Annotated in this window: 26 protein-coding genes; 21 read left to right on the top strand and 5 right to left on the bottom strand. The window is 76.5% G+C overall.

Features of this window, described 5'->3' with window-relative positions:
• The first annotated feature begins 116 nt into the window (after positions 1-116).
• From HL054_RS14670 to HL054_RS14650, 5 genes are read left to right on the top strand one after another with little or no spacing between them, the layout of a single operon-like run.
• Positions 117-938 carry a lysophospholipid acyltransferase family protein gene (locus HL054_RS14670; protein WP_369139746.1) on the top strand — a complete coding sequence of 274 codons (822 nt, stop codon included), beginning with the start codon at positions 117-119 and terminating at the stop codon, positions 936-938.
• Positions 935-1930: an NAD(P)H-dependent glycerol-3-phosphate dehydrogenase gene (locus HL054_RS14665; protein WP_369139745.1), complete on the top strand. Its 996-nt coding sequence runs from the start codon at positions 935-937 to the stop codon at positions 1928-1930. Before HL054_RS14670 ends, HL054_RS14665 begins: the two co-directional genes overlap by 4 nt.
• A 30-nt stretch (positions 1931-1960) precedes the next feature.
• Entirely contained in the window at positions 1961-3115 is a 1155-nt protein-coding gene (locus HL054_RS14660) for a cystathionine gamma-lyase (RefSeq protein ID WP_369139744.1), read from the top strand.
• Between the two features lie 11 nt (positions 3116-3126).
• Positions 3127-4302 (top strand): D-alanine--D-alanine ligase family protein, encoded by a 1176-nt coding sequence (locus HL054_RS14655; RefSeq protein WP_369139743.1) that lies wholly within the window; start codon positions 3127-3129, stop codon positions 4300-4302.
• Positions 4299-4943, top strand: coding sequence for a hypothetical protein (locus HL054_RS14650; protein WP_369139742.1), 645 nt, complete (start codon positions 4299-4301; stop codon positions 4941-4943). The genes HL054_RS14655 and HL054_RS14650 overlap by 4 nt, the downstream gene beginning before the upstream one ends.
• Here HL054_RS14650 and HL054_RS14645 read toward each other — a convergent pair.
• The gene (locus HL054_RS14645; protein ID WP_369139741.1) at positions 4940-5461 is read right to left on the bottom strand and encodes a DUF3515 domain-containing protein; all 522 of its coding nucleotides are present in this window, start codon (positions 5459-5461) and stop codon (positions 4940-4942) included. The genes HL054_RS14650 and HL054_RS14645 overlap by 4 nt on opposite strands.
• Before the next feature lie 73 nt (positions 5462-5534).
• The gene (locus tag HL054_RS14640) at positions 5535-5768 is read right to left on the bottom strand and encodes an Lrp/AsnC ligand binding domain-containing protein (RefSeq protein ID WP_369139740.1); all 234 of its coding nucleotides are present in this window, start codon (positions 5766-5768) and stop codon (positions 5535-5537) included.
• A 119-nt stretch (positions 5769-5887) separates the two neighbouring features.
• Here HL054_RS14640 and HL054_RS14635 point away from each other — a divergent pair, with 119 nt between their 5' ends.
• From HL054_RS14635 to HL054_RS14625, 3 genes are read left to right on the top strand one after another with little or no spacing between them, the layout of a single operon-like run.
• On the top strand, positions 5888-6925 hold the full coding sequence (locus HL054_RS14635) for a thiamine-phosphate kinase (RefSeq protein WP_369139739.1): 1038 nt from the start codon (positions 5888-5890) through the stop codon (positions 6923-6925).
• On the top strand, positions 6906-7466 hold the full coding sequence (locus HL054_RS14630; RefSeq protein WP_369139738.1) for a GNAT family N-acetyltransferase: 561 nt from the start codon (positions 6906-6908) through the stop codon (positions 7464-7466). The genes HL054_RS14635 and HL054_RS14630 overlap by 20 nt, the downstream gene beginning before the upstream one ends.
• On the top strand, positions 7454-8080 hold the full coding sequence (locus HL054_RS14625; RefSeq protein WP_369139737.1) for an AAA family ATPase: 627 nt from the start codon (positions 7454-7456) through the stop codon (positions 8078-8080). Before HL054_RS14630 ends, HL054_RS14625 begins: the two co-directional genes overlap by 13 nt.
• Positions 8081-8195: 115 nt before the next feature.
• Here the strand turns inward: HL054_RS14625 and rpmB are convergent, their stop codons facing one another.
• Entirely contained in the window at positions 8196-8378 is a 183-nt protein-coding gene (gene rpmB, locus HL054_RS14620) for a 50S ribosomal protein L28 (protein WP_439331091.1), read from the bottom strand.
• Between the two features lie 243 nt (positions 8379-8621).
• On the opposite strand from rpmB, the gene HL054_RS14615 reads away from it, so the two are divergent.
• The 12 genes from HL054_RS14615 to smc all read left to right on the top strand — a co-directional run bounded on the left by HL054_RS14615 (position 8622) and on the right by smc (position 21184).
• Entirely contained in the window at positions 8622-10247 is a 1626-nt protein-coding gene (locus HL054_RS14615) for a DAK2 domain-containing protein (protein WP_369139736.1), read from the top strand.
• 3 nt (positions 10248-10250) lie between these two features.
• A complete protein-coding gene (recG, locus tag HL054_RS14610) occupies positions 10251-12446 on the top strand; it encodes an ATP-dependent DNA helicase RecG (RefSeq protein ID WP_369139735.1) in 2196 nt (731 codons plus the stop codon).
• On the top strand, positions 12443-12997 hold the full coding sequence (gene rsmD / locus HL054_RS14605) for a 16S rRNA (guanine(966)-N(2))-methyltransferase RsmD (protein WP_369139734.1): 555 nt from the start codon (positions 12443-12445) through the stop codon (positions 12995-12997). The genes recG and rsmD overlap by 4 nt, the downstream gene beginning before the upstream one ends.
• On the top strand, positions 12994-13479 hold the full coding sequence (coaD, locus tag HL054_RS14600; RefSeq protein WP_369139733.1) for a pantetheine-phosphate adenylyltransferase: 486 nt from the start codon (positions 12994-12996) through the stop codon (positions 13477-13479). Before rsmD ends, coaD begins: the two co-directional genes overlap by 4 nt.
• The gene (locus HL054_RS14595; protein WP_369139732.1) at positions 13476-14165 is read left to right on the top strand and encodes a hypothetical protein; all 690 of its coding nucleotides are present in this window, start codon (positions 13476-13478) and stop codon (positions 14163-14165) included. Before coaD ends, HL054_RS14595 begins: the two co-directional genes overlap by 4 nt.
• Positions 14166-14291: 126 nt before the next feature.
• Positions 14292-14972: a YceD family protein gene (locus tag HL054_RS14590; RefSeq protein ID WP_369139731.1), complete on the top strand. Its 681-nt coding sequence runs from the start codon at positions 14292-14294 to the stop codon at positions 14970-14972.
• A gap of 2 nt (positions 14973-14974) precedes the next feature.
• Positions 14975-15154, top strand: coding sequence for a 50S ribosomal protein L32 (gene rpmF, locus HL054_RS14585; protein ID WP_369139730.1), 180 nt, complete (start codon positions 14975-14977; stop codon positions 15152-15154).
• Positions 15155-15171: 17 nt separating this feature from the next.
• Positions 15172-15993: a ribonuclease III gene (rnc, locus tag HL054_RS14580; protein ID WP_369139729.1), complete on the top strand. Its 822-nt coding sequence runs from the start codon at positions 15172-15174 to the stop codon at positions 15991-15993.
• Between the two features lies 1 nt (position 15994).
• Entirely contained in the window at positions 15995-16867 is an 873-nt protein-coding gene (gene mutM / locus HL054_RS14575; protein WP_369139728.1) for a bifunctional DNA-formamidopyrimidine glycosylase/DNA-(apurinic or apyrimidinic site) lyase, read from the top strand.
• Positions 16837-17136, top strand: coding sequence for an acylphosphatase (locus HL054_RS14570; protein WP_369139727.1), 300 nt, complete (start codon positions 16837-16839; stop codon positions 17134-17136). The genes mutM and HL054_RS14570 overlap by 31 nt, the downstream gene beginning before the upstream one ends.
• Positions 17137-17283: 147 nt before the next feature.
• The gene (locus HL054_RS14565) at positions 17284-17475 is read left to right on the top strand and encodes a hypothetical protein (RefSeq protein WP_369139726.1); all 192 of its coding nucleotides are present in this window, start codon (positions 17284-17286) and stop codon (positions 17473-17475) included.
• 142 nt (positions 17476-17617) lie between these two features.
• A complete protein-coding gene (gene smc, locus HL054_RS14560) occupies positions 17618-21184 on the top strand; it encodes a chromosome segregation protein SMC (protein ID WP_369139725.1) in 3567 nt (1188 codons plus the stop codon).
• Here smc and HL054_RS14555 read toward each other — a convergent pair.
• Together HL054_RS14555 and HL054_RS14550 are read right to left on the bottom strand one after the other, a co-directional pair.
• Positions 21150-21938 (bottom strand): endonuclease/exonuclease/phosphatase family protein, encoded by a 789-nt coding sequence (locus HL054_RS14555; RefSeq protein WP_369139724.1) that lies wholly within the window; start codon positions 21936-21938, stop codon positions 21150-21152. The two genes, smc and HL054_RS14555, sit on opposite strands and share 35 nt — an antisense overlap.
• An 11-nt stretch (positions 21939-21949) precedes the next feature.
• On the bottom strand, positions 21950-23605 hold the full coding sequence (locus HL054_RS14550) for an alkaline phosphatase D family protein (RefSeq protein ID WP_369139723.1): 1656 nt from the start codon (positions 23603-23605) through the stop codon (positions 21950-21952).
• Between the two features lie 72 nt (positions 23606-23677).
• Here HL054_RS14550 and ftsY point away from each other — a divergent pair, with 72 nt between their 5' ends.
• Positions 23678-24883 (top strand): signal recognition particle-docking protein FtsY, encoded by a 1206-nt coding sequence (ftsY, locus tag HL054_RS14545; protein WP_369139722.1) that lies wholly within the window; start codon positions 23678-23680, stop codon positions 24881-24883.
• The last annotated feature ends 2 nt before the right edge of the window (positions 24884-24885 follow it).

Here is a 24885-nt window from a genome sequence, read left to right as displayed (position 1 = left end):
CCAGCAGGGCCCCCTGCGGGCCGGTGCGGTGCGGGGGGCACGATCATGAGCGGGGTCACGCCGCGCAGCACCGCATCCGAGCGCCGACCGGGCCCGCGAGACGGAAGAGGTGCCAGGTGCCGCAGGAGCTGCCGCCCACCGGGCCGGCCGGGACGGGGGTGGCCACCACCGCGCGGCCGCCGCGCCGGGTGACGCGTCGTCCGGTGCCCGCCGCGATGTGGCTCTGCGTGCTGGTCGTCTACCCGGTCGCCTCGCTGGTGTTCCGGCTGCGGTACCGGCACCCCGAGCGGATCCCGCCGACCGGCGGGGTGCTGCTGGTGGCCAACCACGTGTCCGTCCTCGACCCGCTGGCCTGTGCGCGGCTGGTCTGGGACGCCGGCCGGGTGCCGCACTTCCTGGCCAAGGAGTCGGTGTTCACCGGCCTGGCCGGCACGATCCTGCGGGCCGCGGGCCAGATCCCGGTCTCCCGGGGCACCAGCGCGGCCAGCTCGTCGGTGCACGCGGCCAAGGCCGCGCTGGACGGCGGCGACGTCGTGGTCATCTACCCCGAGGGCTCGGTGACCCGGGACCCGGACTGGTGGCCGATGCAGTCCCGCTCCGGGGTCGCCCGGCTGGCGCTGACCACCGACGCGGTGGTGGTGCCGGTGGCCCAGTGGGGCCCGCAGCGGGTGCACGACTACCACACCAAGCGGCTGCACCTGCGGCCCCGCACGCCGGCGGACTACCTGGTCGGCGAGCCGGTCGACCTGTCCGCCCAGCGGGCCCGGGTCCGCGCCGGGCAGCCGCTGTCCGGGGAGCTGCTGCACGAGGTCACCGACCTGCTGATGGTCCGGGTGCGCGACCAGCTCGGGGAGCTGCGCGGCGAGCGGCCACCCGCCGCGTTCGCCGCCCGCCCGGTGCGCCGCACCGCCGGGGACCTGCCGGGAGCCGCCGCGTGACCCGCGCCGCCGTGCTGGGCGCGGGCTCCTGGGGCACCACCTTCGCCAAGGTGCTCGCCGACGCCGGCTGCGACGTCACCCTGCACGCCCGCCGCGCCGCGCTGGTCACCTCGATCTCCGAGACCCGGCAGAACGCCGACTACCTGCCCGGCGTCCGGCTGCCCGACGCGGTGCGCGCCACCGGCGACGCGGCCGAGGCGCTCGACGGCGCCGACGTCGTCGTCCTCGCCGTGCCCAGCCAGACGCTGCGCGGCAACCTGGCCGACTGGGCCCCGCTGCTCCCCGGCGACGCCTCGCTGCTGTCGCTGATGAAGGGCGTCGAGCTCGGGACGACGAAGCGGATGAGCGAGGTGATCTGCGAGGTCACCGGCGCCGGGGCCGACCGGGTCGCGGCGCTGTCCGGACCGAACCTGGCCCGCGAGATCGCCGAGGAGCAGCCCTCGGCCACCGTCATCGCCTGCGCCGACACCGACCGGGCCGCGGCGCTGCAGGCCGCCTGCCACACCCGCTACTTCCGGCCGTACACCAACTCCGACCTGGTGGGCTGCGAGCTGGGCGGGGCCGTGAAGAACGTGATCGCGCTGGCGTGCGGGGTGGCGGCCGGGCTCGGCTTCGGCGACAACACCCGCGCCTCGCTGATCACCCGCGGCCTCGCCGAGACCGCGCGGCTGGGCATGGCGCTGGGCGCCGACGTCACCACCTTCGCCGGGCTCGCCGGGCTCGGTGACCTGGTCGCCACCTGCTCCTCGCCGCTGTCGCGCAACCGCACGTTCGGCGAGCACCTGGGCCAGGGCATGTCGGTGGCCGAGGTCCTGGAGATCACCAAGCAGACCGCCGAGGGCGTCAAGACCTGCCGGTCGGTGCTGGACCTGGCCCGCGCGCACGGCGTCGACGTGCCGATCACCGAGGCCGTCGTCCGGGTCTGCCACGAGGGCGAGTCGGCCGAGCGGATGGTCCGCGAGATGATGTCCCGCGAGGCGAAGCCGGAGTAGCGGCCCGTCGCATCCCGGAGAGGACCCCCTGTGACCACCCCTGACGCCCCGCTCGGCGACGGCACCCGGCTGGTGCACGCCGGCGACGAGCCGGTCGTGCCCGGGACGCCGCTGCGGCCCTCACCGGTATTCGCCGCGCCGTACCACCTGGGCGAGGAGGCCCCCGGCTGGCAGGGCGCCGACGGGTACGCCCGGCCGGACAACCCCACGCTGCGGGTCTTCGAGCGGGCCGTCGGCGAGCTCGACGGCGGCGACTGCCTGTCCTTCGCCACCGGCATGGCCGCGATCAGCTCCGCGGTGCTGGCGCTGGTGCGCCCCGGTGACCGGGTGGTGCTGCCCTCGGACGGCTACTACGCCACCCGGGTGCTGGCCCGCGACGAGCTCGAGCGGCTGGACGTGCGGGTCGACCTGGTGCCCACGCTGGAGATCGGGGACGTCGCCGCCCGCGGGGACCTGGACGGCGCCCGGATGGTGCTGCTGGAGACGCCGAGCAACCCCATGCTGGACGTCTGCGACATCGCCGCCGTCGCCCGGGCCACCCGGGCCGCGGGGGCGGTGCTCGCGGTGGACAACACCACCGCCTCACCGATCGGGCAGCGCCCGCTGGCCCTCGGCGCCGACCTCACCGTCGGGTCGGACACCAAGGCGCTCACCGGGCACAGCGACGTCCTGCTCGGGCACGTCAGCGCCGCCCCCACCGAGCGCGGCCGGGAGCTGCACGGCCGGATCGCGGCCTGGCGGAAGACCACCGGCAACACCCCCGGGGTCTTCGAGGCGTGGCTGGCGCACCGGTCGATGGGCACGCTGGACCTGCGGCTGGCCCGGCAGGCGGCCAACGCCGCCGCGCTCACCGAGCTGTTCGCCGACCACCCCGCCGTCCGGGGCGTGCGCTGGCCGTGGCGCCCGGAGGACCCCTCCTTCGCGCTGGCGCAGCGGCAGATGCTGCGGCCCAACGGCATCGTGTCGGCCGAGCTCGCCGACGAGGCCGCGGTCGCGCAGCTGGTGCGCAGCAGCCGGCTGGTGGTGGCCGCCACCAGCTTCGGCGGCATCCACACGACCGTCGACCGGCGGGCCCAGTGGGGCGGCGACGCGGTGCCCGCCGGGTTCGTCCGCTTCTCGTGCGGCATCGAGGACACCGCCGACCTGACCGCGGACCTGAGCCGGGCCCTCGGGACGCTCGGCTAGGGTCGGCGGCGATGACCGGGAAGGCGCGTAGGACCAGGGTCGCTGTCGTCTTCGGCGGGCGGAGCGCGGAGCACGCCATCTCCTGCGTCTCGGCCGGGAGCGTGCTCGCCGCGCTCGACCGGGACCGCTACGAGGTGGTGCCGGTGGGCATCACCCGGGAGGGCCGGTGGGTGCTGCACGACGGCGCGGCGCTGGCCATCGAGGACGGTCGGCTGCCCGAGGTCACCGGCGGCACCGCGGTCACCCTGGTGGGCGACCCGGCCGGCCGGGGGCTCGCCGTCCTCGGCGCCGGGCAGGCCGTCGGCCGGCTCACCGAGGTCGACGTCGTCTTCCCCGTGCTGCACGGCGCCTACGGCGAGGACGGCACCGTCCAGGGCCTGCTGGAGATGTCCGGGCTGCCCTACGTCGGCTCCGGCGTCTTCGCCAGCGCGGCCTCGATGGACAAGGAGTTCACCAAGAAGCTGCTGTCGGCGGCCGGCATCGCCCAGGGCGACCACGTCGTGCTGCGCGACACCACCGGCGCCCTCTGCGCCGACCCCGCCGTCCTGGACGGGCCCGCCCGCGAGCGGCTCGGCCTGCCGGTCTTCGTCAAGCCCTCCCGGGCCGGGTCGAGCATCGGCATCACCCGGGTCACCGACTGGGCGCAGTTCCCCGAGGCGGTCGCGACCGCGGCGGCGCACGACCCCAAGGTCGTCGTGGAGGCCGCCGTCCCCGGCCGGGAGATCGAGATCGGCGTGCTGGCCCGGCCCGGTGGCGGGCTGCCCGACGCCAGCCTCCCGGCCGAGATCCGGCTGCGGCCAGGCACCGAGTGGTACGACTTCGACGCCAAGTACCTCGAGGACGCCGTCGAGTTCGACGTGCCGGCCCGGCTGAGCGACGAGCAGACCGCCGCGGTGCAGGAGATCGCCCGCCGGGCCTACCTCGCGATGGACTGTGCGGGCCTGGCCCGCGTCGACTTCTTCCTCGGCACCGACCCGGACACCGGCGCCGACCGGTGGGTGGTCAACGAGGTGAACACGATGCCCGGCTTCACGCCGATCTCGATGTTCCCGCGGATGTGGGCGGCCTCCGGTCTCAGCTACCCCGAGCTGGTCGACCGGCTGGTCGCCGGTGCGCTGGAGGGGGCCGCGCCCGGCGCCGTCCTCGAGGCCGCCGCCCTGGACGGTGCCGTGCTGGACGGCGGGTGACCGACCGGCTGGCCCCGCTCGCGGCCGCCGCGCTGGTGCTGCTCGGTCCGCTGTGCAGCGGCTGCGCGTCCGACGGCGGCGGGAACGGCCCCGCGGCGCCGGCCGCGGCCCTGCCGTCCTCGGCGGCGGAGCTGGAGGAGCTCGTCGTCGACGACGTCCCGTCCGGGCTGCCGCAGGTGCCCGACGACGAGCTGGACCCGCCCGCCGGGGAGAAGACGGTCGACGACGTCGCCCACTACGGCGAGGACGCCGCCGAGCAGCGAGCCGTGCTCACCGACTACGGCTACCTGCGCGGCTGGGAGCGGTTCTGGCGGTCCGGCAACGGGCTGACCACCGTCTTCCTCGACCAGTTCCGCGAGCCCCCGGGCGCCGCGACCTACGCCGAGGACCTCGCCCGCAACGACGCCGAGCACTACGGCGGCGAGCTGGACCGCGACCCCGGCGACCTGCCCGACGGGTGCGTGCTGATGGTCCGCGACGAGCCGGCGCCCGAGCAGGGCCTCAGCGGCCCGGCGGCGTTCGCGTGGTGCGCGGCGGACAGCTTCACGGTCGCCGTCGCCGCCGTCGCGGACACCCCGGCCGACGCCCGGGCCGAGGTCACCGCCGTCACCGGCGACCAGCTGGAGCAGCTGCCGGGCTAGTCGGCCGGCGGGGCCGGCGCCGGTTCCGCGTACGGCAGCGTCGTGGCGATGATCGTGCTGGCCGCGGTCACCAGCGCGCTGTCGGTGCTCGCCGGCACGCGCATCTCCACCGGCACCAGGCGGTCGACCGTCGTCCAGACGACCGTCTCCGGGTCGGCGGTGTCGACGAACCACTCGACCCCGTTGACCACGATGCCCTGGGAACCGACGACGTAGCCCGCGGGCGGCGCCACCCCGCAGACCAGCACGACGGCCGGGTCGCCCCACGCGTAGGCGAACAGGGTGTCGGAGTCGACCAGCCGGGAGGTCTCACCGGCCAGCTCCAGCGGCAGCTGGCCCATCAGCACCGGGCAGGCCAGGTCGGCGGCCGGGGTGACGTCGGGGGTGTCGACCTCCACCGGCGGCAGGTCGCCCCGCGGTGCCTCCGGCGACCCGGAGACGTCGGCCACCGGGCCCCGGGCGTCGTCGACCGCGTCGCCGTCCCGCAGGTTGACCAGCACCAGCAGGACGGCGACCACCGGCACCAGGACGGCGAGGGCGATCAGCGCCGCCCGCCGCAGCGGGTCGGGCGAGCCGGTCGTGCTCAGCGGCTCAGAGGTTGACGACGGGGCAGGTCAGCGTGCGGGTGATGCCGTCGACCGACTGCACCCGGGCCACGACCAGCCGGCCGAGCTCGTCGACGCTGTTGGCCTCGGCCCGCACGATGACGTCGTAGGGCCCGGTCACGTCCTCCGCGCGGGTCACGCCGGCGATCTCGCTGATGCTCGCGGCGACCGCGGCTGCCTTGCCGACTTCGGTCTGGATGAGGATGTACGCGTGGACCACGGGTTGACCTTCCTCGGGCAGGGCGCGTGCGCCACCGGCCTCGGCGATGACTGGGGGTGCGAGCGGCGCGCCGATCAGTGCGCCGAGCGGCAACGGTACCGAGCCGGACGGGGGACCGCGTGACGCGGCCCCGGCCGCTGGTGCCGGGCCCGGACCCGGCCGACAGCGTCGGTGTCGTCGGCGAGTTCGGCGTGATCGCGCGGGTGGTGGCGCGGTCGGGCACCGCGGTCCTGGCCGACGTCGGCCCGGGCGACGACGCCGCCGTCGTGCGCACGCCGGACGGCCGGGTGGTCGCCTGCACCGACGTGCTGGTCGAGGGCCGGCACTTCCGCCGCGACTGGTCCTCGGCGGAGGACGTGGGGCACAAGGCGGCCGCCGCCAACCTGGCCGACGTCGCCGCCATGGGGGCCGTGCCGACCGCGCTGCTGGTCGGGCTGGCCTGCCCGTCGAGCACCCCGGCCGCCTGGCTGGAGGGCGTCGCCACCGGGATGGCGGCGGAGTGCGCGCCGTTCGGGGCCGCCGTGGTCGGCGGGGACACCTCGGCCTGCGCCCCGGACTCGGCGTCGGTCGTGCTGTCGGTGACCGCGCTGGGCGACCTGGGCGGCCGCGCGCCGGTCACCCGGTCCGGTGCCCGGCCGGGGGACTGCGTCGCCGTCGCCGGCCGGCTGGGCTGGTCGGCCTGCGGGCTCGCGGTGCTGCGCCGCGGCTTCTCCGCGCCCGCGGCCGCGGTCGGCGCGCACCGCCGCCCCACCCCGCCCTACGCGGCCGGCCCGGCCGCCGCGGACGCCGGTGCCACCGCGATGTGCGACACCAGCGACGGTCTGCTCGCCGATGCCGGGCACCTGGCCCGGGACAGCGGCGTGCTGCTCGACCTGGACCCGGCCGTGCTCCGGGAGACCTTCGTCGTCGGCCCGCTGCCCCAGGTGGCCGCGGCGCTCGGCGGCGACCCGCTGGCCTGGGTGCTCACCGGCGGCGAGGACCACGCCCTGGTCGCGACCTTCCCACCCGGTGCGGAGCTGCCGGACGGGTGGACGAGGATCGGCAGCGTGCACGACAGCGACGGGGCAGGACCGGGCGTGCGGGTGGGTGGCGTGCCGGCGGCGGCGGTGGCGGCGGAGCTGGGGGAGGCGACCGGCCATGTCCACTTCGGTCCCTGAGCTGCGCGCCGTCGGGTACGCCGACCCGGTGGCCCAGCACCTGGTCGAGCGGGTGCAGCAGGAGTACGTCGTCCGGTACGGCGGCCGGGACGCCGCGGTGGTCGACCCGGCCGAGTTCAGCCCGCCGCTCGGGCTGTTCCTGGTCGCCGAGGTCGACGGGGTGCCCGCCGGCTGCGGCGGGTGGCGGGCGCAGGGCGACGGGGTGGCCGAGCTCAAGCGGATGTACGTCGAGCCGGCGTTCCGCCGGCGCGGCATCGCGGCGCTGGTGCTGACCGAGCTCGAGCGCACCGCGGCGGCGGCCGGCCACCGGCACCTGCTGCTCAACTCCGGCGACCGGCAGCCCGAGGCGCTCGCCCTCTACGCCCGGGCCGGGTACGTGCCGGCGGCGGGCTACGGCATCTACGCCGACGCCCCCGGCGCGGTCTTCCTCGGCAAGGACCTGGACAGCGACCTGGGTGCGGACGTGGGCAGTGACGGGGTCGGTGGCGTGGGTGGGGCCACCCGGCCCGTCGGGGACGAGGAGGACGCATGGGCGTCGTGACGGTGTCGGCGTCGTTCGGGTCGGGCGGGGCGGAGATAGCCCCCGCCGTGGCCGAGCGGCTGGGCCTGCCCTTCCACGACCGGGTCATCCCGGCGCGGGTCGCCGGGCGGCTGGGGGTCCCGGTCGCCGAGGCCGAGGCGAACGACGAGACGATCACCCGCGGGCTGTGGCGGCTGGTGAGCTCGCTGGGCACCATGCCCGACCCGGTCGGCGGGGTGCTGCCCACCTCGACGCTGCCCGACGAGCGGGCCTACCGGGTGCAGACGGAGAAGGTGCTCGGCGAGATCGCGGCCGGCCCGGGCGGGGTCGTGCTCGGCCGGGCGGCGGCGATGGTGCTGCGGGACCGGCCCGACGTCCTGCATGTGCGGCTGGACGGTCCGCCGGAGCGCCGGCTGGCCGCCGCGGTGGCCCACCTCCACCGCCCGGTGGACGAGGTGCGCCGCGAGCGGGACGCCGCCGACCGCGCCCGCGAGGCCTACGTGCGGCACTTCTACCGGTGCGACCCGGCCGACGCCCACCACTACCAGCTGGTCGTCGACAGCACGGTCCTGCCGCACGACGCCGTGGTGGACCTGGTGGTCACCGCGGCCCGGTCGCTCGGCATCGGCGGCTGAGCACGCGACAGACCCCGGAGGCCGGTGGCCTCCGGGGTCAGGTGACGCACTTGAACGGCCCTCTCGCAGGGTCCCGGCGCGAGCTCGCGAGTGCCGGGGGCGAGGGGGTCCTCCGTCAGCCTCGGACGACCTTGCCCGCGCGGATGCAGGAGGTGCAGGCGTTGATGCGGCGGCGGGTGCCGGCACCGACGACGGCCTTCACGGCCTGGATGTTCGGGTTCCAACGGCGCGGCGTACGGCGGTGCGAGTGGGACACCGACATGCCGAAACCGGGGCCCTTGCCACACACGTCGCACACGGCAGCCACGGTCGATCACTCCCAGAGAATTGGTCCAGCTGAAGTCAGGTCGCGGTGCCGCCGGACGCCCGAGGGCAGTTGCTCCCTCCGGGCGCACCCACCACCAGGCAGGGCCCAGCCACGCACACGCTGGAGAACACTGTAACCGGTGACCGGTCCGGCTGTCAGACCGCCCCGGTGCGGACGCCTGCGGGCGCGTGCGGTGGACCGGGGCCGTCGGTGCACCCGGGTAGCCTGCCGGGCGTGCTGAGGGCGCTGGACGAGGCGGCGGTCGGCCGGTGGAGTCGCGCCGTCGTCGACCGGCTGTCGGCGTCCCGCGGGCGGCTCGACGAGCTCAACGTCTTCCCGGTCCCCGACGGCGACACCGGCACGAACCTGCTGCTCACCGCGGAGGCCGGGCACGCGGCCCTGGAGGCGGCGCTGCAGGCCGCCCAGGACGACGGCGGCCGCCGCTCGGAGTCCCCGTGGGCGGTGCTGGCCCGCGGCGCGGTGCTCGGCGCCCGGGGCAACTCCGGCGCGATCCTCGCCCAGCTGCTGCGCGGGCTCGCCGACTCCCTCGCCGACCACCCCGAGGTCGACGGCGAGGTGCTCGCCGCGGCGCTCACCGGCGCGGCCCGCACCGCCTACGCAGCAGTCGCCGACCCGGAGGAGGGCACCTTCCTCACCGTCGCCCGGTCCGGCGCCGAGGCCGCCGCGGCCGCCGTCGCCGCGGGGCAGCGCACCCTCGCCGAGGTCGTCGAGGCCGCCGCCGAGGGCGCGCTCACCGCGCTGCAGGCCACCACCGGCCAGCTCGCCGCGCTGCGCGACGCGGGTGTGGTCGACGCCGGCGGGGCAGGCTGGTGCGTCGTCCTGGACGCCCTGCTGGCCACCGTCACCGGCGTCGAGCCGGTGCGCGCACCGCTGGTCGGCCGACCGTCCCGGCCGCACCGAGGCCCGGCCCACGTCCCCGGTCCGCCGGCCCCCGGCCCGGGCAGCGAGGTGCAGTTCCTGCTGGCCGACTCCGACGAGCCCGCCGTGTCCCGGCTGCAGACCCGGCTCGCCGAGCTCGGCGACTGCCTGGTCGTCGTCGGCGTCGACACCCCCGACGGCCGGGAGTGGAACGTGCACGTGCACGTCTCCGACGTCGGCGCGGCGATCGAGGCGGGCATCGAGGCCGGCCGGCCGCACCGGATCTCGGTCACCCCGCTCGCCCCGGTGCGCCCCCCGGCGGCGCCCGGCGTCCGTGCCGTGGTGGCGCTGGCCTGCTCCGCCGGGCTGGCCGACCTGTTCGCCGGCGAGGGGGTCAGCGTGGTGACCGCGGCGGTCGACGACGTCGACGAGGAGGCCGTGCTGGCCGCGGTGCTCGGCACCGGCGCCGAGCAGGTCGTCCTGCTGCCCAACCACCCCGACGTCACCGCGCTGACCGCCCGGGCCGCCGAGCGCGCCCGCGAGGAGGGCCGCGACGTGGTCGTCGTCCCGACCCGCTCCCCGGTGCAGGGCCTGGCCGCGCTGGCGGTCACCGACCCCGCCCGCCGGTTCGGCGACGACGTCGTCGCGCTCGCCGAGGCCGCGGCCGCCACCCGGTGGGCGGAGGTGACCGTCGCCGAGCAGGAGGCGCTCACCTCGGCCGGCCGCTGCCACCCCGGCGACGTGCTGGGCAGCGCCGAGGGCGACGTCGTGGTGATCGGGGCCGACCCGGCCACCGTCGCCCGCGACCTGCTCGACCGGCTGCTGTCCGCCGGCGGGGAGATGGCGACCCTGGTCGTGGGGGAGGACCCGGCGCTCGGCGACACGGTCTGCGCCCACCTGGCGGCGGTGCACCCCACCGTGGAGGTGGTCCGCTACGCCGGTGGTGCCGGGGCGGTGCCGCTGCTGGTGGGGGTGGAGTGAGCCGTGGCCATCTCGATGGACACCGACCTCGCCCGGGTGCTGGGCCCCAAGACGGCGAAGGTCATGGCCGACCAGCTGCAGCTGCGGACGGTGCGCGACCTGCTGCGGCACTACCCGCGCCGCTACGCCCGCCGCGGGGAGATGACCCGGCTCGACGACCTGCAGGTCGGTGACCGGGTCACCGTGCTGGCCCAGGTGAAGAAGGTCAGCACCCGGAAGATGAACCGCCGCCCGGGGACGCTGACCGAGGTCACGGTGGGCGACGGCGCGAGCAGCATGCGGCTGGTCTTCTTCAACCACCGGCACGCCCACCTCGACGTCGGCGAGTGGGGCCTGTTCGCCGGCACGGTCGGCACCTGGCAGGGCGACAAGCAGTTCACCCACCCCGACTGCCACATCATCACCGGGGACGACGACGACTGGGCCCGGGCGATGGTGCCGATCTACCCGGCGAGCAAGGACGTCTCCAGCTGGGTCGTCCAGAAGTCGGTGAAGATGCTGCTGGACGACCGGCGCTCGCTGGAGCAGGCGCTCGACGACCCGCTGCCCGAGGCCGTCCGGCACCGGCACGGCCTGGTCCCGCTGGCGACCGCCCTGGTGCAGAAGCACCGGCCGGAGACCCAGGAGCAGGTCGACGAGGCCGACGAGCGGCTGAAGTGGGACGAGGCGCTGGTGCTGCAGGCCACCCTGGCGGCCCGCCGCCGCGCCGCGGCCCTGGAGCCCGGCATCTCCCGGCCCCGGCGCGGGGGCGGCCTGCTGGACGCCGTGGACGCCGCGCTGCCGTTCTCCCTCACCGACGGCCAGCGCGAGGTGGGCGAGGAGCTGGCCGCCGAGCTGGCGCGCGAGCAGCCGATGAACCGGCTGCTGCAGGGCGAGGTCGGCTCGGGCAAGACCGTCGTCGCGCTGCGGGCGATGGCCCAGGTCGTGGACGCCGGCGGGCAGGCGGCGCTGCTGGCGCCGACCGAGGTGCTCGCCGCGCAGCACGCCCGCAGCCTGGCCGCCGTCCTGGGCCCGCTGGGCCGGGCCGGGGAGCTGGACGGCGACCCCGCGGGCACCCGGGTCGTGCTGCTCACCGGCTCGCAGAAGGCGGCCGTCCGCCGGGAGGCGCGCGCTGCGGTCGCCGACGGGAGCGCCGGCATCGTCGTGGGCACCCACGCGCTGCTGCAGGAGGGCGTCGAGTTCGCCGACCTCGGCCTGGTGGTCGTCGACGAGCAGCACCGCTTCGGCGTCGAGCAGCGGGACGCGCTGCGCGCCAAGGGCACCCGGCCGCCGCACGTGCTGGTGATGACCGCGACGCCGATCCCGCGCACGGTGGCGATGACCGTCTACGGCGACCTGGAGACCTCCACGCTGCGCCAGCTCCCGGCCGGCCGCGGCGGGGTGTCCAGCTCCGTCGTCCCGGTGCGGGACAAGCCGGCCTGGGTCGACCGCGCCTGGGCGCGGGTGCGTGAGGAGGTCGCCGCGGGGCGGCAGGCCTACGTCGTCTGCCCCCGGATCGGCGACCTCGACGGCGGTGGCAAGGACGACGACGGCCCCGACGACGCCGACGGCGCCCCACCGGAGGAGCAGGGCACCAGCGACCGGCGGCCGCCGCTGGCCGTGCTCGACGTCGCCGAGCACCTGCGCACCGGGCCGCTGTCCGCGCTGCGGGTCGAGGTGCTGCACGGCCGGATGCCCGCGGACGAGAAGGAGGCCCGGATGCGCGCCTTCGCCGCCGCCGACGTCGACGTCCTGGTCGCCACCACCGTCGTCGAGGTCGGCGTCGACGTGCCCAACGCCACCGTGATGGTGGTGATGGACGCCGACCGGTTCGGCGTCAGCCAGCTGCACCAGCTGCGCGGCCGGGTGGCCCGCGGCCGGCACGCCGGGCTGTGCCTGCTGGTCACCGAGGCGCCGAGCACCTCGCCCACCGGGCAGCGGCTGGCCGCGGTCGCCGCCACCACCGACGGCTTCCAGCTGGCCCGGCTGGACCTGGAGACCCGCCGTGAGGGCGACGTGCTGGGGGCGGCGCAGTCCGGCCGCCGGTCCGGTGTGCGGCTGCTGTCGCTGCTGGACGACGAGGCGCTCATCGCCGAGGCCCGGGTCGAGGCCACCGCGCTGGTCGAGCAGGGCGCGGGCCTCGCCGACCACCCGGAGCTGGCCGCCGCCGTCGCCGCGCTCGCCCTGGACGACCGCGCCGACTACCTGGAGAAGGCATGACGCGACTGATCTCCGGTGTGGCGGGCGGGCGGCGGTTGAAGGTGCCGCGGACCGGGGTGCGGCCGACCGGCGACCGTGCGCGGGAGGGGTTGTTCAACTCCCTGGGCTCGCTGCTGGACCTCGACGGCGCCCGGGTGCTCGACCTCTACGCCGGCTCCGGCGCGCTCGGGCTGGAGGCGCTGAGCCGCGGTGCGGCCGAGGCGGTCTTCGTGGAGAAGGGCGCCGGGGTGCTGCCGGTGCTGCGCAGCAACGTCGAGGCCGTCGGGCTGCCCGGTGCCCGCGTGGTGCAGGGCGACGTCGCGGCCGTCGTCGCCGGGCCGGCGCCGGCGGCCTTCGACCTGGTGCTCGCCGACCCGCCGTACTCGGTCGACGTGGACGAGGTCCTGGGCGTGCTCCGGTCGCTGGTGGCGCGGGGCTGGCTGGCCCGCGAGGCGGTCGTGGTGGTCGAGCGCTCCAGTCGGGAGCAGCCGTTCGGGTGGCCGACACCGCTGGACGGAGTTCGCGATCGCCGGTACGGGGAGGCGGTGCTCCGGTACGGTCGCTTGTCGTGAGGCGAGCGGTCTGTCCCGGTTCGTTCGACCCGGTCACCAACGGCCATGTCGACGTGATCTCGCGCGCCGCCGGCCTGTACGACGAGCTGGTCGTCGCGGTGCTGGTCAACCCCGGCAAGGCCGGCCTGTTCGACGTCGAGGAGCGGATGGCGCTGCTCCGCGAGGCGGTCGTCGACCTGCCCAACGTCACCGTCGACAGCTTCGAGGGCCTGCTGGTCCACTACTGCCGCGACCGCGGCATCCCGGTGATCGTCAAGGGCCTGCGCGCGGTCGGCGACTTCGAGTACGAGCTGCAGATGGCCCAGATGAACCGCGAGCTGGCCGGCGTCGAGACCCTCTTCGTGCCGACCGCCCCGCAGGTGGGCCACCTGTCCTCCAGCCTGGTGAAGCAGATCGCGCGGTTCGGCGGCGACGTCTCGTCGCTGGTGCCCAAGGCCGTCAACGACCGCCTGGTCGCCCAGGCCAAGGGGGACACGCCGTGACGGAGGTCGTCTACCGGCTCTACGAGACGGTGGACGAGCTGACCACGGTCATCGAGAACGCCCGCAGCGTGCCGATGTCCAGCTCCTGCATGGTGCCCCGGGACCACCTGCTCGACCTCCTCGACGACCTGCGGGAGTCGCTGCCCGAGGAGGTGCAGCAGGCCGGGGCCATCGTCGAGCAGCGCACCGAGATCCTCACCCAGGCCCAGGCCGAGGCCGAGCGGCTCACCGGGCGCACCCGCGCCGAGAGCGAGCAGGTGGTGGCGACCGCGCGCCGCCAGCGCGAGGAGCTCATCGGCACCGCGCGCCGGCAGCGCGACGAGATCCTGACCCAGGCGCAGGCCGAGGCCGACGACCTGCTGGCCGAGGCGGAGGCCGAGGCCGAGCGGCTGGTCGTCGAGGCGCGCCGGGTGCGCGAGCAGCTCATCGCCGACGGGCAGCAGGCGCAGGCCGAGCTGGTCGCCGCCGGCCAGGCGGAGCACGAGCGGCTGCTCACCGAGACCGAGGTCTACCGGACCGCCGTCGACCGGGCCGACGAGCTCGGCGCCCGGACCGCCGCCGAGGTCGCCCGGATGCGCGCAGAGGTGGACGACTACGTCGACACCCGCCTCGCGGACTTCGGGAACACCCTGGCGCACATGGTGCGTTCGGTGGAGCGGGCGCGGGACAACCTGCGCTCGCCCTGACGCGACCTGCGCCGCCCCGAGGCCGGGACGGGGCCGTCCGGGGATCGGGTAAGCTCGATCCTCGTCCCGCCGCTGCCCTCCCGTGCGCTCCCGGCGAACCCACCATCGACGACGACGAGTACTGACATGCCTGCTGCCTCCCAGCCCCTCCCCGGCGCCGCGTCCACGGACGCCCGGCGTCCCGTCGGCGTCCCCAGCGAGTCGGCTGCCGAGAAGGCCGCCGCCAAGGCGTGGACCGTCGAGCTGCGCGAGCTCGGCCGGCGGGCCGGCTCGATGCGCGAGTGGGAGAAGACCCTGCCGGCGCTGCCCGGCTGGGGCGTGGAGATGATCGGCGTGCCCGAGGGCGCACCGGTCGAGCTGCACCTTCGGCTGGAGTCGGTGATGGAGGGCGTGCTGGTCTCCGGCACGGTCGACGTCCCGGTGACCGGCCAGTGCGCCCGCTGCCTGGACCCGGTCGAGGACACCTACACCCTCGACGTCCAGGAGCTCTACGCCTACGAGGGCAGCACCACCGAGGCGACCAGCGGCGAGGACGAGGTGCGCCGGATCGAGGGCGAGCGGCTCGACCTGGCCCCGCTGGTCCGCGACACCGTCGTGCTGACCCTGCCGCTGTCGCCCACCTGCACGCCGGACTGCGCCGGGCTGTGCGTCGACTGCGGCGAGCGGCTCGACGACCTGCCCGCCGACCACTCGCACGAGGTGATCGACCCCCGGTTCGCCGGGCTGGCCGCGCGCTTCGCCGACTTGAACGACGACGCCGACGGGGCCCAGCCGGGTCCCGGGAGCACCGACACCGAGGAGAACTGATCATGGCGGTCCCGAAGAGGAAGACCTCGCGGAGCAACACCCGCTCGCGTCGCTCGCAGTGGAAGGCGACCGCCACCACGCTGGCGCCCTGCCCGAACAAGGCCTGCGGCGAGCTCAAGCCCCCGCACATCGCCTGCCCGACCTGCGGTCAGCACGACGGCCGTCAGGTCCTCGCGGTCTGACCCAGCGCACCTGCACCATGGCGCAGCCGACCAGCGCACCGGCGTCCCCGGGCGCGGACTCCCCGACGACGGGGTCCGCCACCGAGGACGCCGGTGGTCGTCTGCCCGCCGGTGAGGAGCACGCCGCCCGGTCGGCCCGCTGGCTCGCCGACGCCCTGGACGTCGAGCTCCCGGCGGCGCTGCTCGAGCTGGCGCTGACCCACCGGTCCTACGCCTACGAGCACGGTGGGCTGCCCACCAACGAGCGCCTGGAGTTCCTCGGCGACTCGGTGCTCGGGCTGGTGGTCACCGACGAGCTCTACCGCAGCCACCCCCGGCTTCCCGAGGGGCAGCTGGCCAAGCTGCGGGCCTCGGTGGTCAACATGAACTCCCTGGCCCGGGTCTCCCGCGCCCTCGGGGACGGCGGCATCGGCCCGCACCTGCTGCTGGGCCGCGGCGAGACGACCACCGGCGGCCGGGAGAAGGACTCGATCCTCGCCGACGCGCTGGAGGCGCTGATCGGCGCCGTCCACCTCGGCTGCGGCCTGGACACCGCCTCGGCGATCGTGCACCGGCTGTTCGACCCGCTGCTGGCCGAGTCCGCCACCCGCGGCGCCGGCCTGGACTGGAAGACCAGCCTCCAGGAGCTGGCCGCCGGGCGTGGCCTGGGCGCGCCGGTGTACGACGTCGAGGACGACGGCCCCGACCACGCGAAGACCTTCACCGCCGCGGTGCTGCTCGCCGGCGAGCCCCGCGGGCGGGGCACCGGCCGCACCAAGAAGGCCGCCGAGCAGGAGGCCGCCGAGGTGGCCTGGCGGTCGCTGACCGCGACGGCCGACGGCGCCCCCGCGGCCGGCTGACGTGCCCGAGCTGCCCGAGGTCGAGGTGGTCCGGCGCGGGCTGGAGCGCTGGGTCGCCGGCCGCACCGTCGCCGAGGTGCAGGTGCACCACCCGCGGGCGGTCCGCCGGCACCTCGAGGGCGCCGAGCACTTCGTCGCCGCGCTGACCGGCCGCACCGTCGCCGCCGCCCACCGCCGCGGCAAGTACCTGTGGCTGCCGCTGGCCGAGACCGACGGCACCGCGGCGGGCCGGGCGCTCGTCGCCCACCTCGGCATGAGCGGGCAGCTGCTGGTGGAGAAGCCCGGCGAGCCCGACGAGGTGCACCTGCGGGCGCGCTTCCGGTTCACCGACGGCGGCCGCGAGCTGCGCTTCGTCGACCAGCGCACCTTCGGCGGGCTCGCCGTCGAGGACGCCCCCGGCGACGGCGTCCCGCCGCGGGTCGCGCACATCGCGATGGACCCGCTGGACCCCGGCTTCGACGTGGACGCGTTCAGCGCGGCCCTGCGCCGGCGGCACACCGAGGTCAAGCGCGCCCTGCTGGACCAGACGCTGATCGGCGGGGTGGGCAACATCTACGCCGACGAGTCGCTGTGGCGGGCCCGGCTGCACGGTGCCCGGCCGACCGACAAGCTGACCCGGGCCCAGGTCGCCGACCTGCTCGAGGGGGTGCGCGACGTCCTCGGCGAGAGCCTCGCGCAGGGCGGCACCTCCTTCGACTCCCTCTACGTCGACGTCAACGGGCAGAGCGGGTACTTCTCCCGGCACCTGGCCGTCTACGGCCAGCAGGACCGGCCGTGCCCGCGCTGCGGCACCCCGGTCCGCCGGGAGTCGTTCATGAACCGCTCCAGCTACAGCTGCCCCCAGTGCCAGCCCCGGCCGCGGGCCCGTCGGTGAACGTCGTCCGGGTGGTCGCCCTGGTGTCGGGGCGGGTGCAGGGCGTCGGCTACCGCTGGTTCGTCCGGCAGACCGCGACGGCGCGGGGGCTGGCCGGGTCGGCGACCAACCTGCCCGACGGCCGGGTCGAGGTGGTCCTGGAGGGCCCGGCGGACGACGTCGCCGCGGTGCTGGCCGGGCTGTCCGGCCCGGACGCGCCCGGCCGGGTCGAGGACGTGCAGCACCGCGAGGACGTGGTGCAGGGGGTGCCCGGCTTCACCGTCGGGTGACCAAGACGACATCCACCCGACACGGGGGAGTGGCGGGCGCGGCGTTGACCCAGGTCGCGACGGCTGTCACCCTGATGTCACCAGCCCGCGCAGACCGCCCCCGGCGGTGCGAGGGTCCCACCTCCTGCAGTGAAAGGCCGCTGAGTCATGGCCAAGGCCCTGTTCGGTTCGATCGTCGCTCCCCACGAGCTGCGAGTAGCCGAGGAGAACGCCGCCCTGCGCGCCAAGGTGCGCCGCCTCGAGGAGGAGCTCGCCGCCCTCCGCGAGGAGCGGGACGCCGCGATCGCCCGCGAGCTGCTCACCATGGCCCACGAGTCGGCCGACCCCGTCCTGGCCTAGGCCTGCGGCGGGCCGCACCCGGCCCACCAGCACCACCCACCCCTCCGGTCCGCGGATCGAGGGGCGCTCGGCGTGCGTCCGCCATCATGGGGGCGACCCTGCGCCGAGCAGGACTGTCGTACCCATCCGGGAGCCTCCCCACGTGTACCTGTCCAGCCTGACGCTCAAGGGCTTCAAGTCCTTCGCGTCGCCGACGACGCTGCGGCTGGAGCCGGGCATCACCGCCGTCGTCGGCCCCAACGGCTCGGGCAAGTCCAACGTCGTCGACGCCATCGCCTGGGTGCTCGGCGAGCAGGGCGCGAAGAGCCTGCGCGGCGGCAAGATGGAGGACGTCATCTTCGCCGGCACCGCCGGCCGCCCCGCGCTGGGCCGCGCCGAGGTGACGCTCACGATCGACAACGCCGACGGCGCGCTGCCGATCGACTACACCGAGGTGTCGATCACCCGGCGCATGTACCGCTCCGGGGAGAGCGAGTACGAGATCAACGGCGACAAGGTGCGGCTGCTCGACGTCCAGGAGCTGCTGAGCGACTCCGGCATCGGCCGGGAGATGCACGTCATCGTCGGCCAGGGGCAGCTCGACGCCGTGCTGTCCGGTCGCCCGGAGGACCGGCGCGCGTTCGTCGAGGAGGCGGCCGGCGTCCTCAAGCACCGCAAGCGCAAGGAGAAGGCGCTCCGCAAGCTCGACGCGATGCAGGTGAACCTCGACCGGCTCGGCGACCTCACCGCCGAGCTGCGCCGCCAGCTCAAGCCGCTGGGCCGGCAGGCCGAGGTCGCCCGGCGCGCGGCCGGGGTGCAGGCCGACCTGCGCGACGCGCGGCTGCGGCTGCTGGCCGACGACCTGGTGGCGCTGCGCGACGCGCTGGACGCCGACGTCGCCGACGAGACCGCCGCCCGCGCGCGGCGGGCCGAGGTGGAGGCCGCCCTGGGCGCCGCCGCCCGCACCGAGTCCACGCTGGAACGCGAGCTGGCCGCCGACGCGCCCCGGCTGGCCACCGCGCAGGAGAGCTGGTTCCGGCTCTCCACCCTGGCCGAGCGCTTCCGCAGCGTCGGCCAGCTGGCCGGTGAGCGGCACCGCCACCTCTCCGCCGCCGCTCCCGCCGGCCCCGCCGGTCGCGACCCGGACGCGCTGGACGCCGAGGCCGACCGGGTGGAGGCCACCGAGCGCGAGCTCGCCGAGTCGCTGGACACCGAGCGGGCCCGGCTGGCCACCGCCGTCGCCGTCCGGGCCGAGGTCGAGGCCGCGCTGTCCGACGCCGAGCGGGCGCTGGTCGCCGCCGCCCGGGCCCTCGCCGACCGCCGGGAGCAGCTCGCCCGGCTCTCCGGGCAGGTCGCCGCCGGCCGGTCCCGCGCGGCCGCCGGCGAGGCGGAGATCGACCGGCTGGCCGCGGCGGCCACCGAGGCCGCCGCCCGCGCCGACACCGCCGCCGAGCGGCTGGAGGCCCGCCGCGCCGAGCTGAACGAGGAGGCCGGGGGCGACACCGACCTCGCCGCCGCCCAGGCCGCCGCGGTGGCCGCGTCCCGCGCGGCGACGGCGACCGTGGCCGAGCTGACCGCCGCCGAGCGGGCCGCCGAGCGCGACCGGGCGGGCTGGCAGGCCCGCCGCGACGCGCTGGCCCTCGGGCTGGCCCCCGCCGACGGTGCGGCCGCCGTGCTCGCCGCCGGCCTGCCCGGTGTGCTCGGCCCGGTCGCCGACCGGCTCACCGTCACCGCCGGTGCCGAGGTCGCGCTGGCCGCCGCGCTCGGTGGCCTGGCCGACGCCGTGGTCGTCTCCGGGGTCGCCGAGGCCGCCGCCGTCCTGGCCCACCTCGGGGAGTCCGCGGGCGGGCGCGCGGGGCTGCTGGTCACCGGCGGGCTGCCCGCGGTCCCGCGCGACGGCTGGCCCGAGCTGCCCGACGGCGCCCGCTGGGCGCTGGACCTGCTCGGCGCGCCCGCCGAGCTGGGGCCGGCGCTGGCCCGGGCCCTGGAGCGCGTCGCCGTCGTGCCCGACCTCGCCGCCGCGGTCGCGCTGGTCCGCACCCACCCGCGGGTGCGCGCCGTCACCGCCACCGGCGACCTCCTCGGCGCCGACTGGTCGGTGGGCGGCCAGGTGAACGCCCCGTCCGGGCTGGAGGTGCGGGCCCGGGTCGACGAGGCGGCCACCGAGCTCGACCGGGCCGCGGCCACCGCCGTCCGGCTGGCCGACGAGCTGGCCGCGGCCCGCGAGGTCGCGGCGTTGCGGTCTGCCGACGTCGATGCCGCGCTGAGCGCCCGGCAGGCCGGCGACCGGGCCCGGTCGGCCGCCGCGGCCGAGCTCGCCGAGCTCGGCGCCGCCGCGCGGTCGGCCGTCGCGGAGGCCGACCGGCTCGACGCCGCCCGGGTGCGCGCCGAGCAGGCCCGGGACGTCGCGGTCGCCGGGCTGGTGGAGCTGGAGGAGCGGCTGGCCGCCGCCGAGGCCGCGCCGGTGGCGGAGGAACCCGACACCGACGAGCGCGACCGGCTCCGCGCGGAGGCCGCCGCGGCCCGGCAGGCCGAGACCGAGGCGCGGCTGGCCGTGCGCACCGCCGAGGAGCGCGCCCGCTCGCTGACCGGCCGCGCCGAGTCGCTGCGCCGGCAGGCCCGGCAGGAGCGTGCGGCCCGGGAGCGCGCCGCCGCCGCCCGGGTCGCCCGCGAGCGCGGCGCCCGGGTGGCCGCCGCCGTCCGCCGGGGTGCCGAGGAGGCGCAGACCGCGCTCGCGACGTCGCTGGCCCGGGCCGCCGCCGAGCGGGACGCGCTGGCCGAGGCGCGCACCGGGCGGGAGGCCGAGCTGCTCGTCGTCCGCGCGCGGGTGCGCGAGCACACCGCCGAGCTGGACCGGCTGACCGACGAGGTGCACCGCGACGAGGTGGCCCGCGCCGAGCAGCGGCTGCGGATCGAGGCGCTGGAGGCCCGGGCCGCCGAGGAGTACGGCGTCGACCTGCCCACGCTGGTGGTCGAGTACGGCCCGGCCGCGCTGGTGCAGCCCACCCAGGCGCAGGTGGCGGCGGCCGCCGCGGCGGGGGAGGCCGAGCCGCAGCCGGTGCGCTACGACCGGGCGCGGCAGGAGGACCGGGCCGCCCGGGCCGAGCGGGACCTCGCAGCGCTGGGCAGGGTCAACCCGCTGGCGCTGGAGGAGTTCGCGGCCCTGGAGGAGCGGCACACCTTCCTGGCCACCCAGCTGGAGGACCTGAAGAACACCCGGCGCGACCTGCTGACCGTCGTCCGGGAGGTCGACGCCCGGATCCACCAGGTGTTCGCCGAGGCCTTCGCCGACACCCAGCGCGAGTTCGCGCAGGTCTTCGCCACTCTGTTCCCCGGCGGGGAGGGGCGGATCTACCTGACCGACCCCGACGACCTGCTGACCACCGGGGTCGAGGTGGAGGCCCGCCCGCCGGGCAAGAAGGTGAAGCGGCTGTCGCTGCTGTCCGGCGGCGAGCGCTCGCTCACCGCGGTGGCGCTGCTGGTGGCCATCTTCCGCGCCCGGCCCTCGCCGTTCTACGTGCTCGACGAGGTCGAGGCGGCGCTGGACGACGTGAACCTCGGCCGGCTGCTCACCCTGGTCGAGCAGCTGCGGGACACCTCGCAGCTGATCGTCATCACCCACCAGAAGCGCACGATGGAGATCGCCGACGCGCTCTACGGCGTGAGCATGCGGGGCGACGGCATCACCGGCGTGATCAGCCAGCGGCTCCGGGAGCTGCAGCAGGCCTGACCCGCAGCTCCAGGTCGACCAGCAGCGGGTGGTGGTCGGAGCTGGTCGACCCGTCGAGCACCCGCGCGCCGGTGACCGTCACCTCGGGCGACACCCACACCTGGTCGATCCGCACCCGCGGCCGCCGCGCGGGGTGGGTCAGCCCGCGGCCGCCCCGCAGCGAGAACCGGCGGGCCTGGTCCCGGCGGTCGGCGGCCAGCTCCCACGCGTCCGCCAGCCCGGCCCGGAGCACCCGCAGCTCGGCCGCCCGGGCATCGGCGTTGAGGTCGCCGGCCAGCACCCAGGCCCCCTCGCCCGTGCGCAGCGCGCAGACGGCGGCCGCCTGCGCCGCCCGGTCGGCGGCCGACCCGCTGGACAGGTGGGTGGCCACCACCTGCAGCGGCCCGGCCGCGGTCGCGACCTCCACGTGGACGGCGCTGCGCGGCTCCCCGCCGCCCGGCAGCCGGTGCACGTGGCTGCCGCGGACCGGGAGCCGGGACAGCACCGCGTTCCCGTACTGCCGCCGGTGGGACTCCCCGCTGCCGGGCCGGTCGATGGACGGTGACCAGACCAGCTCGCGGTCCAGCGCCTCGGCCAGCAGCAGCGCCTGGTCGACGTGCTCGCTGCGGCCGCCGAAGTGCCGGTCGACCTCCTGCAGGCAGATCACGTCGGCGTCGGCGTCGTCGAGCACCCGCGCCACCCGCGCCAGGTCGTGCCGGCCGTCGTCCCCGACACCGTGGTGGACGTTGAAGGTGACCAGTCGGACGGCGCTCACACCCCGATCGTCTACGACAGCCGGGTGTCCAGCACCTGGGTGAAGTGCGGGGTGCCGTCGTCGTCCCGGCTGGTCGCCCAGAGCAGGAACCGGGCGTCGCTGCCGTCGAGGAGCAGCTCGCCCAGCTCGTTGCCGAAGTACGGCCCGGACTGCTTGCGCCACTCGTACGGGCTGCGCTCGACGCGGGCCAGGGCGCGCAGACCGCCGGTGAGCGCGCGGGCCCAGCGGCTCCAGCCGACCTTGAAGCCGATCTCGATCGCGTGCGGCGCGGAGTTGTGCAGCGGCGAGACGGTCAGCTGGTGCACCCGGGTGTCCAGCCCGCCGGGGTTGACCAGCTCGGCGGCGTAGGCGTGGTGCACGTCGCCGGACAGCACCATCGCGGTGGCCGGGGCGGTGCCCAGCTCGCCGCGGCCCAGCGACACCATCAGCCGCCCCAGCCGGTCGAAGGACTGCCCGAACGCCGCCCAGTGCTCCAGGTCCGCGGCCTGCCGCAGCTTCTCGGCCAGCCGGCCCAGCGGCTTGCCGTGGTGGCGCACCGACAGCGTCTCGTTCCACCGCTCCAGGTCGTGGACCGAGTGCGGCAGCAGCCAGGGCAGCGAGGTGCCGATCAGCACGTGGTCGACCCCGTCGGTGACCGCGTTCTGCACCGCGGCCTCCACCCACCCGAACTCGTCGTCGTCCAGGATCTTGCGGTCGCCCTCCTCGAGCACCCGCCCGGCCCGGCTGTCGACCATGATCAGCCGGGTCCGGCCCCAGTGCCGGACGTAGCTCCAGCGCACCGTCTGCGGCTCCCGGTCCGCGGCCAGCGCCATCGCGTCCAGCATCGGCCCGGCGTCGTCGGTGACCCGCGCCTGGATGGCCTGCCAGGTCTCGTTCTGCGCCAGCTCGTTCGGCGACAGGTTGCCCAGGTGCTGGTAGACCCAGTAGCTGACCAGGCCGCCGCTGATCCGCCGGCGCCACCAGTCGGTCGTCGTGGTCTCCGCGCGCCAGGCCGCCGACGTGTTCCAGTCGTCGATCATCTCGTGGTCGTCGAAGACCATCGAGGACGGCACGTTGGACAGCAGCCAGCGGACCTGCGGGTCGCTCCAGGACTCCATGTACAGCCGGGTGTACTCCTCGAAGTCCGCGGCCTGGGCGCCCGGCGGCTGGTCGAGGTCGCGGCGGGCCGCCATCCACTCCCGCGTCGCCGGGGTCACCTCGTCGGCGTAGACCTGGTCGCCGAGCAGCACCAGCGCGTCGGGCCACTGGTCCTCCGGCAGCGCGCAGGCCTGGCGGGCGTAGCTGTCCAGCGCGTCCGGCGGGATGCCGTCCCGGACGTCGACGGTGGTCGGGGTGGCGTACCGGCAGGAGCCGAAGGCCAGCCGGAAGGGCCCCGGCCGGCCGGCGGTGCGGATCCGGCTGGGCGGGAACGCCGAGTGCGGCTGCGGCCAGACCTGCCGGCCGTCGAGGTGGACCTCGTAGGGAGTGCTGGTGCCCGGCTCCAGGCCCTCGACGACGACCAGCGCGTAGTGGTGGCCGTTGACGCAGAAGGTGCGGGCGCGGCGGCCGAGCACCTCGACCTCGCAGCTGCGGTCGGTCTCGACCCACAGCGTGGCGGACACGGGGTCGACGTGCCGCAGCAGCGGGCCGAGCAGGAGGAGCGGGCCGGTGCCGGCGGTCTCGGGCATGGTCGACAGCCTGCCCCATGGACCGCGTCCTCCGCCCGGACGAGCGTGTGCCGGGGCTGGGAGACTCACCCCATGGAGTTCGTGCTCATCGCCCTGGCGATCCTCGTCGTCGCCCTGGTCACCGGGATCAGCCTGCTCGTCGGCCGCGGCCGGCGCACCCTCCGGCTGGACGACGACGCCGCCTCCGGCACGACGCTGACCCGGCCGCCGATCGCCCCGGACCCGACGTCGGGGGCCACCGCGTCCGACCTCTACACCGGGCCGCCGGCCCCGACCGCGACGCCGGGGGCCGAGCCCGGGGCACCGGTCGAGCTGCCGCCCGCCGAGCCCGAGCCGGGCCTGGTCTTCGACACCCCGCTGCCCTCGGCCGGCCGGCTGGTGCGGCTGCGCGGCCGGCTGGCCCGCTCGCAGTCCTCGCTGGGCCGCGGGCTGCTCACCGTGCTGGCCCGGGAGAGGCTGACCGAGGACGACTGGGAGGAGGTCGAGGAGACGCTCCTGGCCGCCGACGTCGGCGTGGCCGCGACCACCCAGATCGTGCAGCGGCTGCGCACCCAGAGCCTGGTGCTGGCCACCGCCTCCGGCCCCCAGCTCAAGGACCTGCTGGTCCGCGAGCTCACCGCCGTCCTCGGGCCGGACCTGGACCGGACGCTGCGCACCGACCGGCACGACGGTCGGCCGGCCGTGCTGCTGGTGGTCGGCGTGAACGGCGCCGGCAAGACCACGACCGTCGGCAAGATCGCCCGGGTGCTCGTCGGCGACGGCAAGAGCGTGGTGCTCGGTGCCGCCGACACCTTCCGCGCGGCCGCCGCCGACCAGCTGGAGACCTGGGGCGAGCGGGTCGGCGTGCTCACCGTGCGCGGCCGGGAGGGCGGCGACCCGGCGTCGGTGGCGTTCGAGGCGGTGCGCACCGGCATCGAGGGCGAGGTCGACGCGGTCATCGTCGACACCGCGGGCCGGCTGCACACCAAGTCCGGGCTGATGGACGAGCTGGGCAAGGTCAAGCGGGTGGTCGAGAAGCACGGCCCGGTCGACGAGGTGCTGCTGGTGCTCGACGCGACGACCGGCCAGAACGGCGTGGTGCAGGCGCGGGTCTTCACCGAGGCGGTCGAGGTCACCGGCGTCGTCCTGACCAAGCTCGACGGCACCGCCAAGGGCGGCATCGTCGTCGCGGTGCAGCGCGAGCTCGGCATCCCGGTGAAGCTGATCGGCTTGGGCGAGGGCCCCGACGACCTGGCGCCGTTCGAGCCCGAGGCCTTCGCCGAGGCGCTCGTCGGCTGACG

This window comes from Modestobacter versicolor, assembly GCF_041028285.1.
In the GTDB taxonomy this organism is placed as follows: Bacteria; Actinomycetota; Actinomycetes; order Mycobacteriales; family Geodermatophilaceae; genus Modestobacter; species Modestobacter versicolor_A.
The sequence above is the reverse complement of the archived record's forward strand: the minus strand, read 5'-3'. Positions and strand labels throughout refer to the sequence as shown.

Excerpts from the sequence above, each read along its gene's own strand:
- HL054_RS14655 (WP_369139743.1), top strand. The coding sequence starts at position 3,127 with ATGACCGGGAAGGCGCGTAGGACCAGGGTCGCTGTCGTCTTCGGCGGG.
- HL054_RS14630 (WP_369139738.1), top strand. The coding sequence starts at position 6,906 with ATGTCCACTTCGGTCCCTGAGCTGCGCGCCGTCGGGTACGCCGACCCG.
- HL054_RS14625 (WP_369139737.1), top strand. The coding sequence starts at position 7,454 with ATGGGCGTCGTGACGGTGTCGGCGTCGTTCGGGTCGGGCGGGGCGGAG.
- rsmD (WP_369139734.1), top strand. The coding sequence starts at position 12,443 with ATGACGCGACTGATCTCCGGTGTGGCGGGCGGGCGGCGGTTGAAGGTG.
- HL054_RS14590 (WP_369139731.1), top strand. The coding sequence starts at position 14,292 with ATGCCTGCTGCCTCCCAGCCCCTCCCCGGCGCCGCGTCCACGGACGCC.
- rpmF (WP_369139730.1), top strand. The coding sequence starts at position 14,975 with ATGGCGGTCCCGAAGAGGAAGACCTCGCGGAGCAACACCCGCTCGCGT.
- rnc (WP_369139729.1), top strand. The coding sequence starts at position 15,172 with ATGGCGCAGCCGACCAGCGCACCGGCGTCCCCGGGCGCGGACTCCCCG.
- HL054_RS14565 (WP_369139726.1), top strand. The coding sequence starts at position 17,284 with ATGGCCAAGGCCCTGTTCGGTTCGATCGTCGCTCCCCACGAGCTGCGA.
- HL054_RS14550 (WP_369139723.1), bottom strand. The coding sequence starts at position 23,605 with ATGCCCGAGACCGCCGGCACCGGCCCGCTCCTCCTGCTCGGCCCGCTG.
- ftsY (WP_369139722.1), top strand. The coding sequence starts at position 23,678 with ATGGAGTTCGTGCTCATCGCCCTGGCGATCCTCGTCGTCGCCCTGGTC.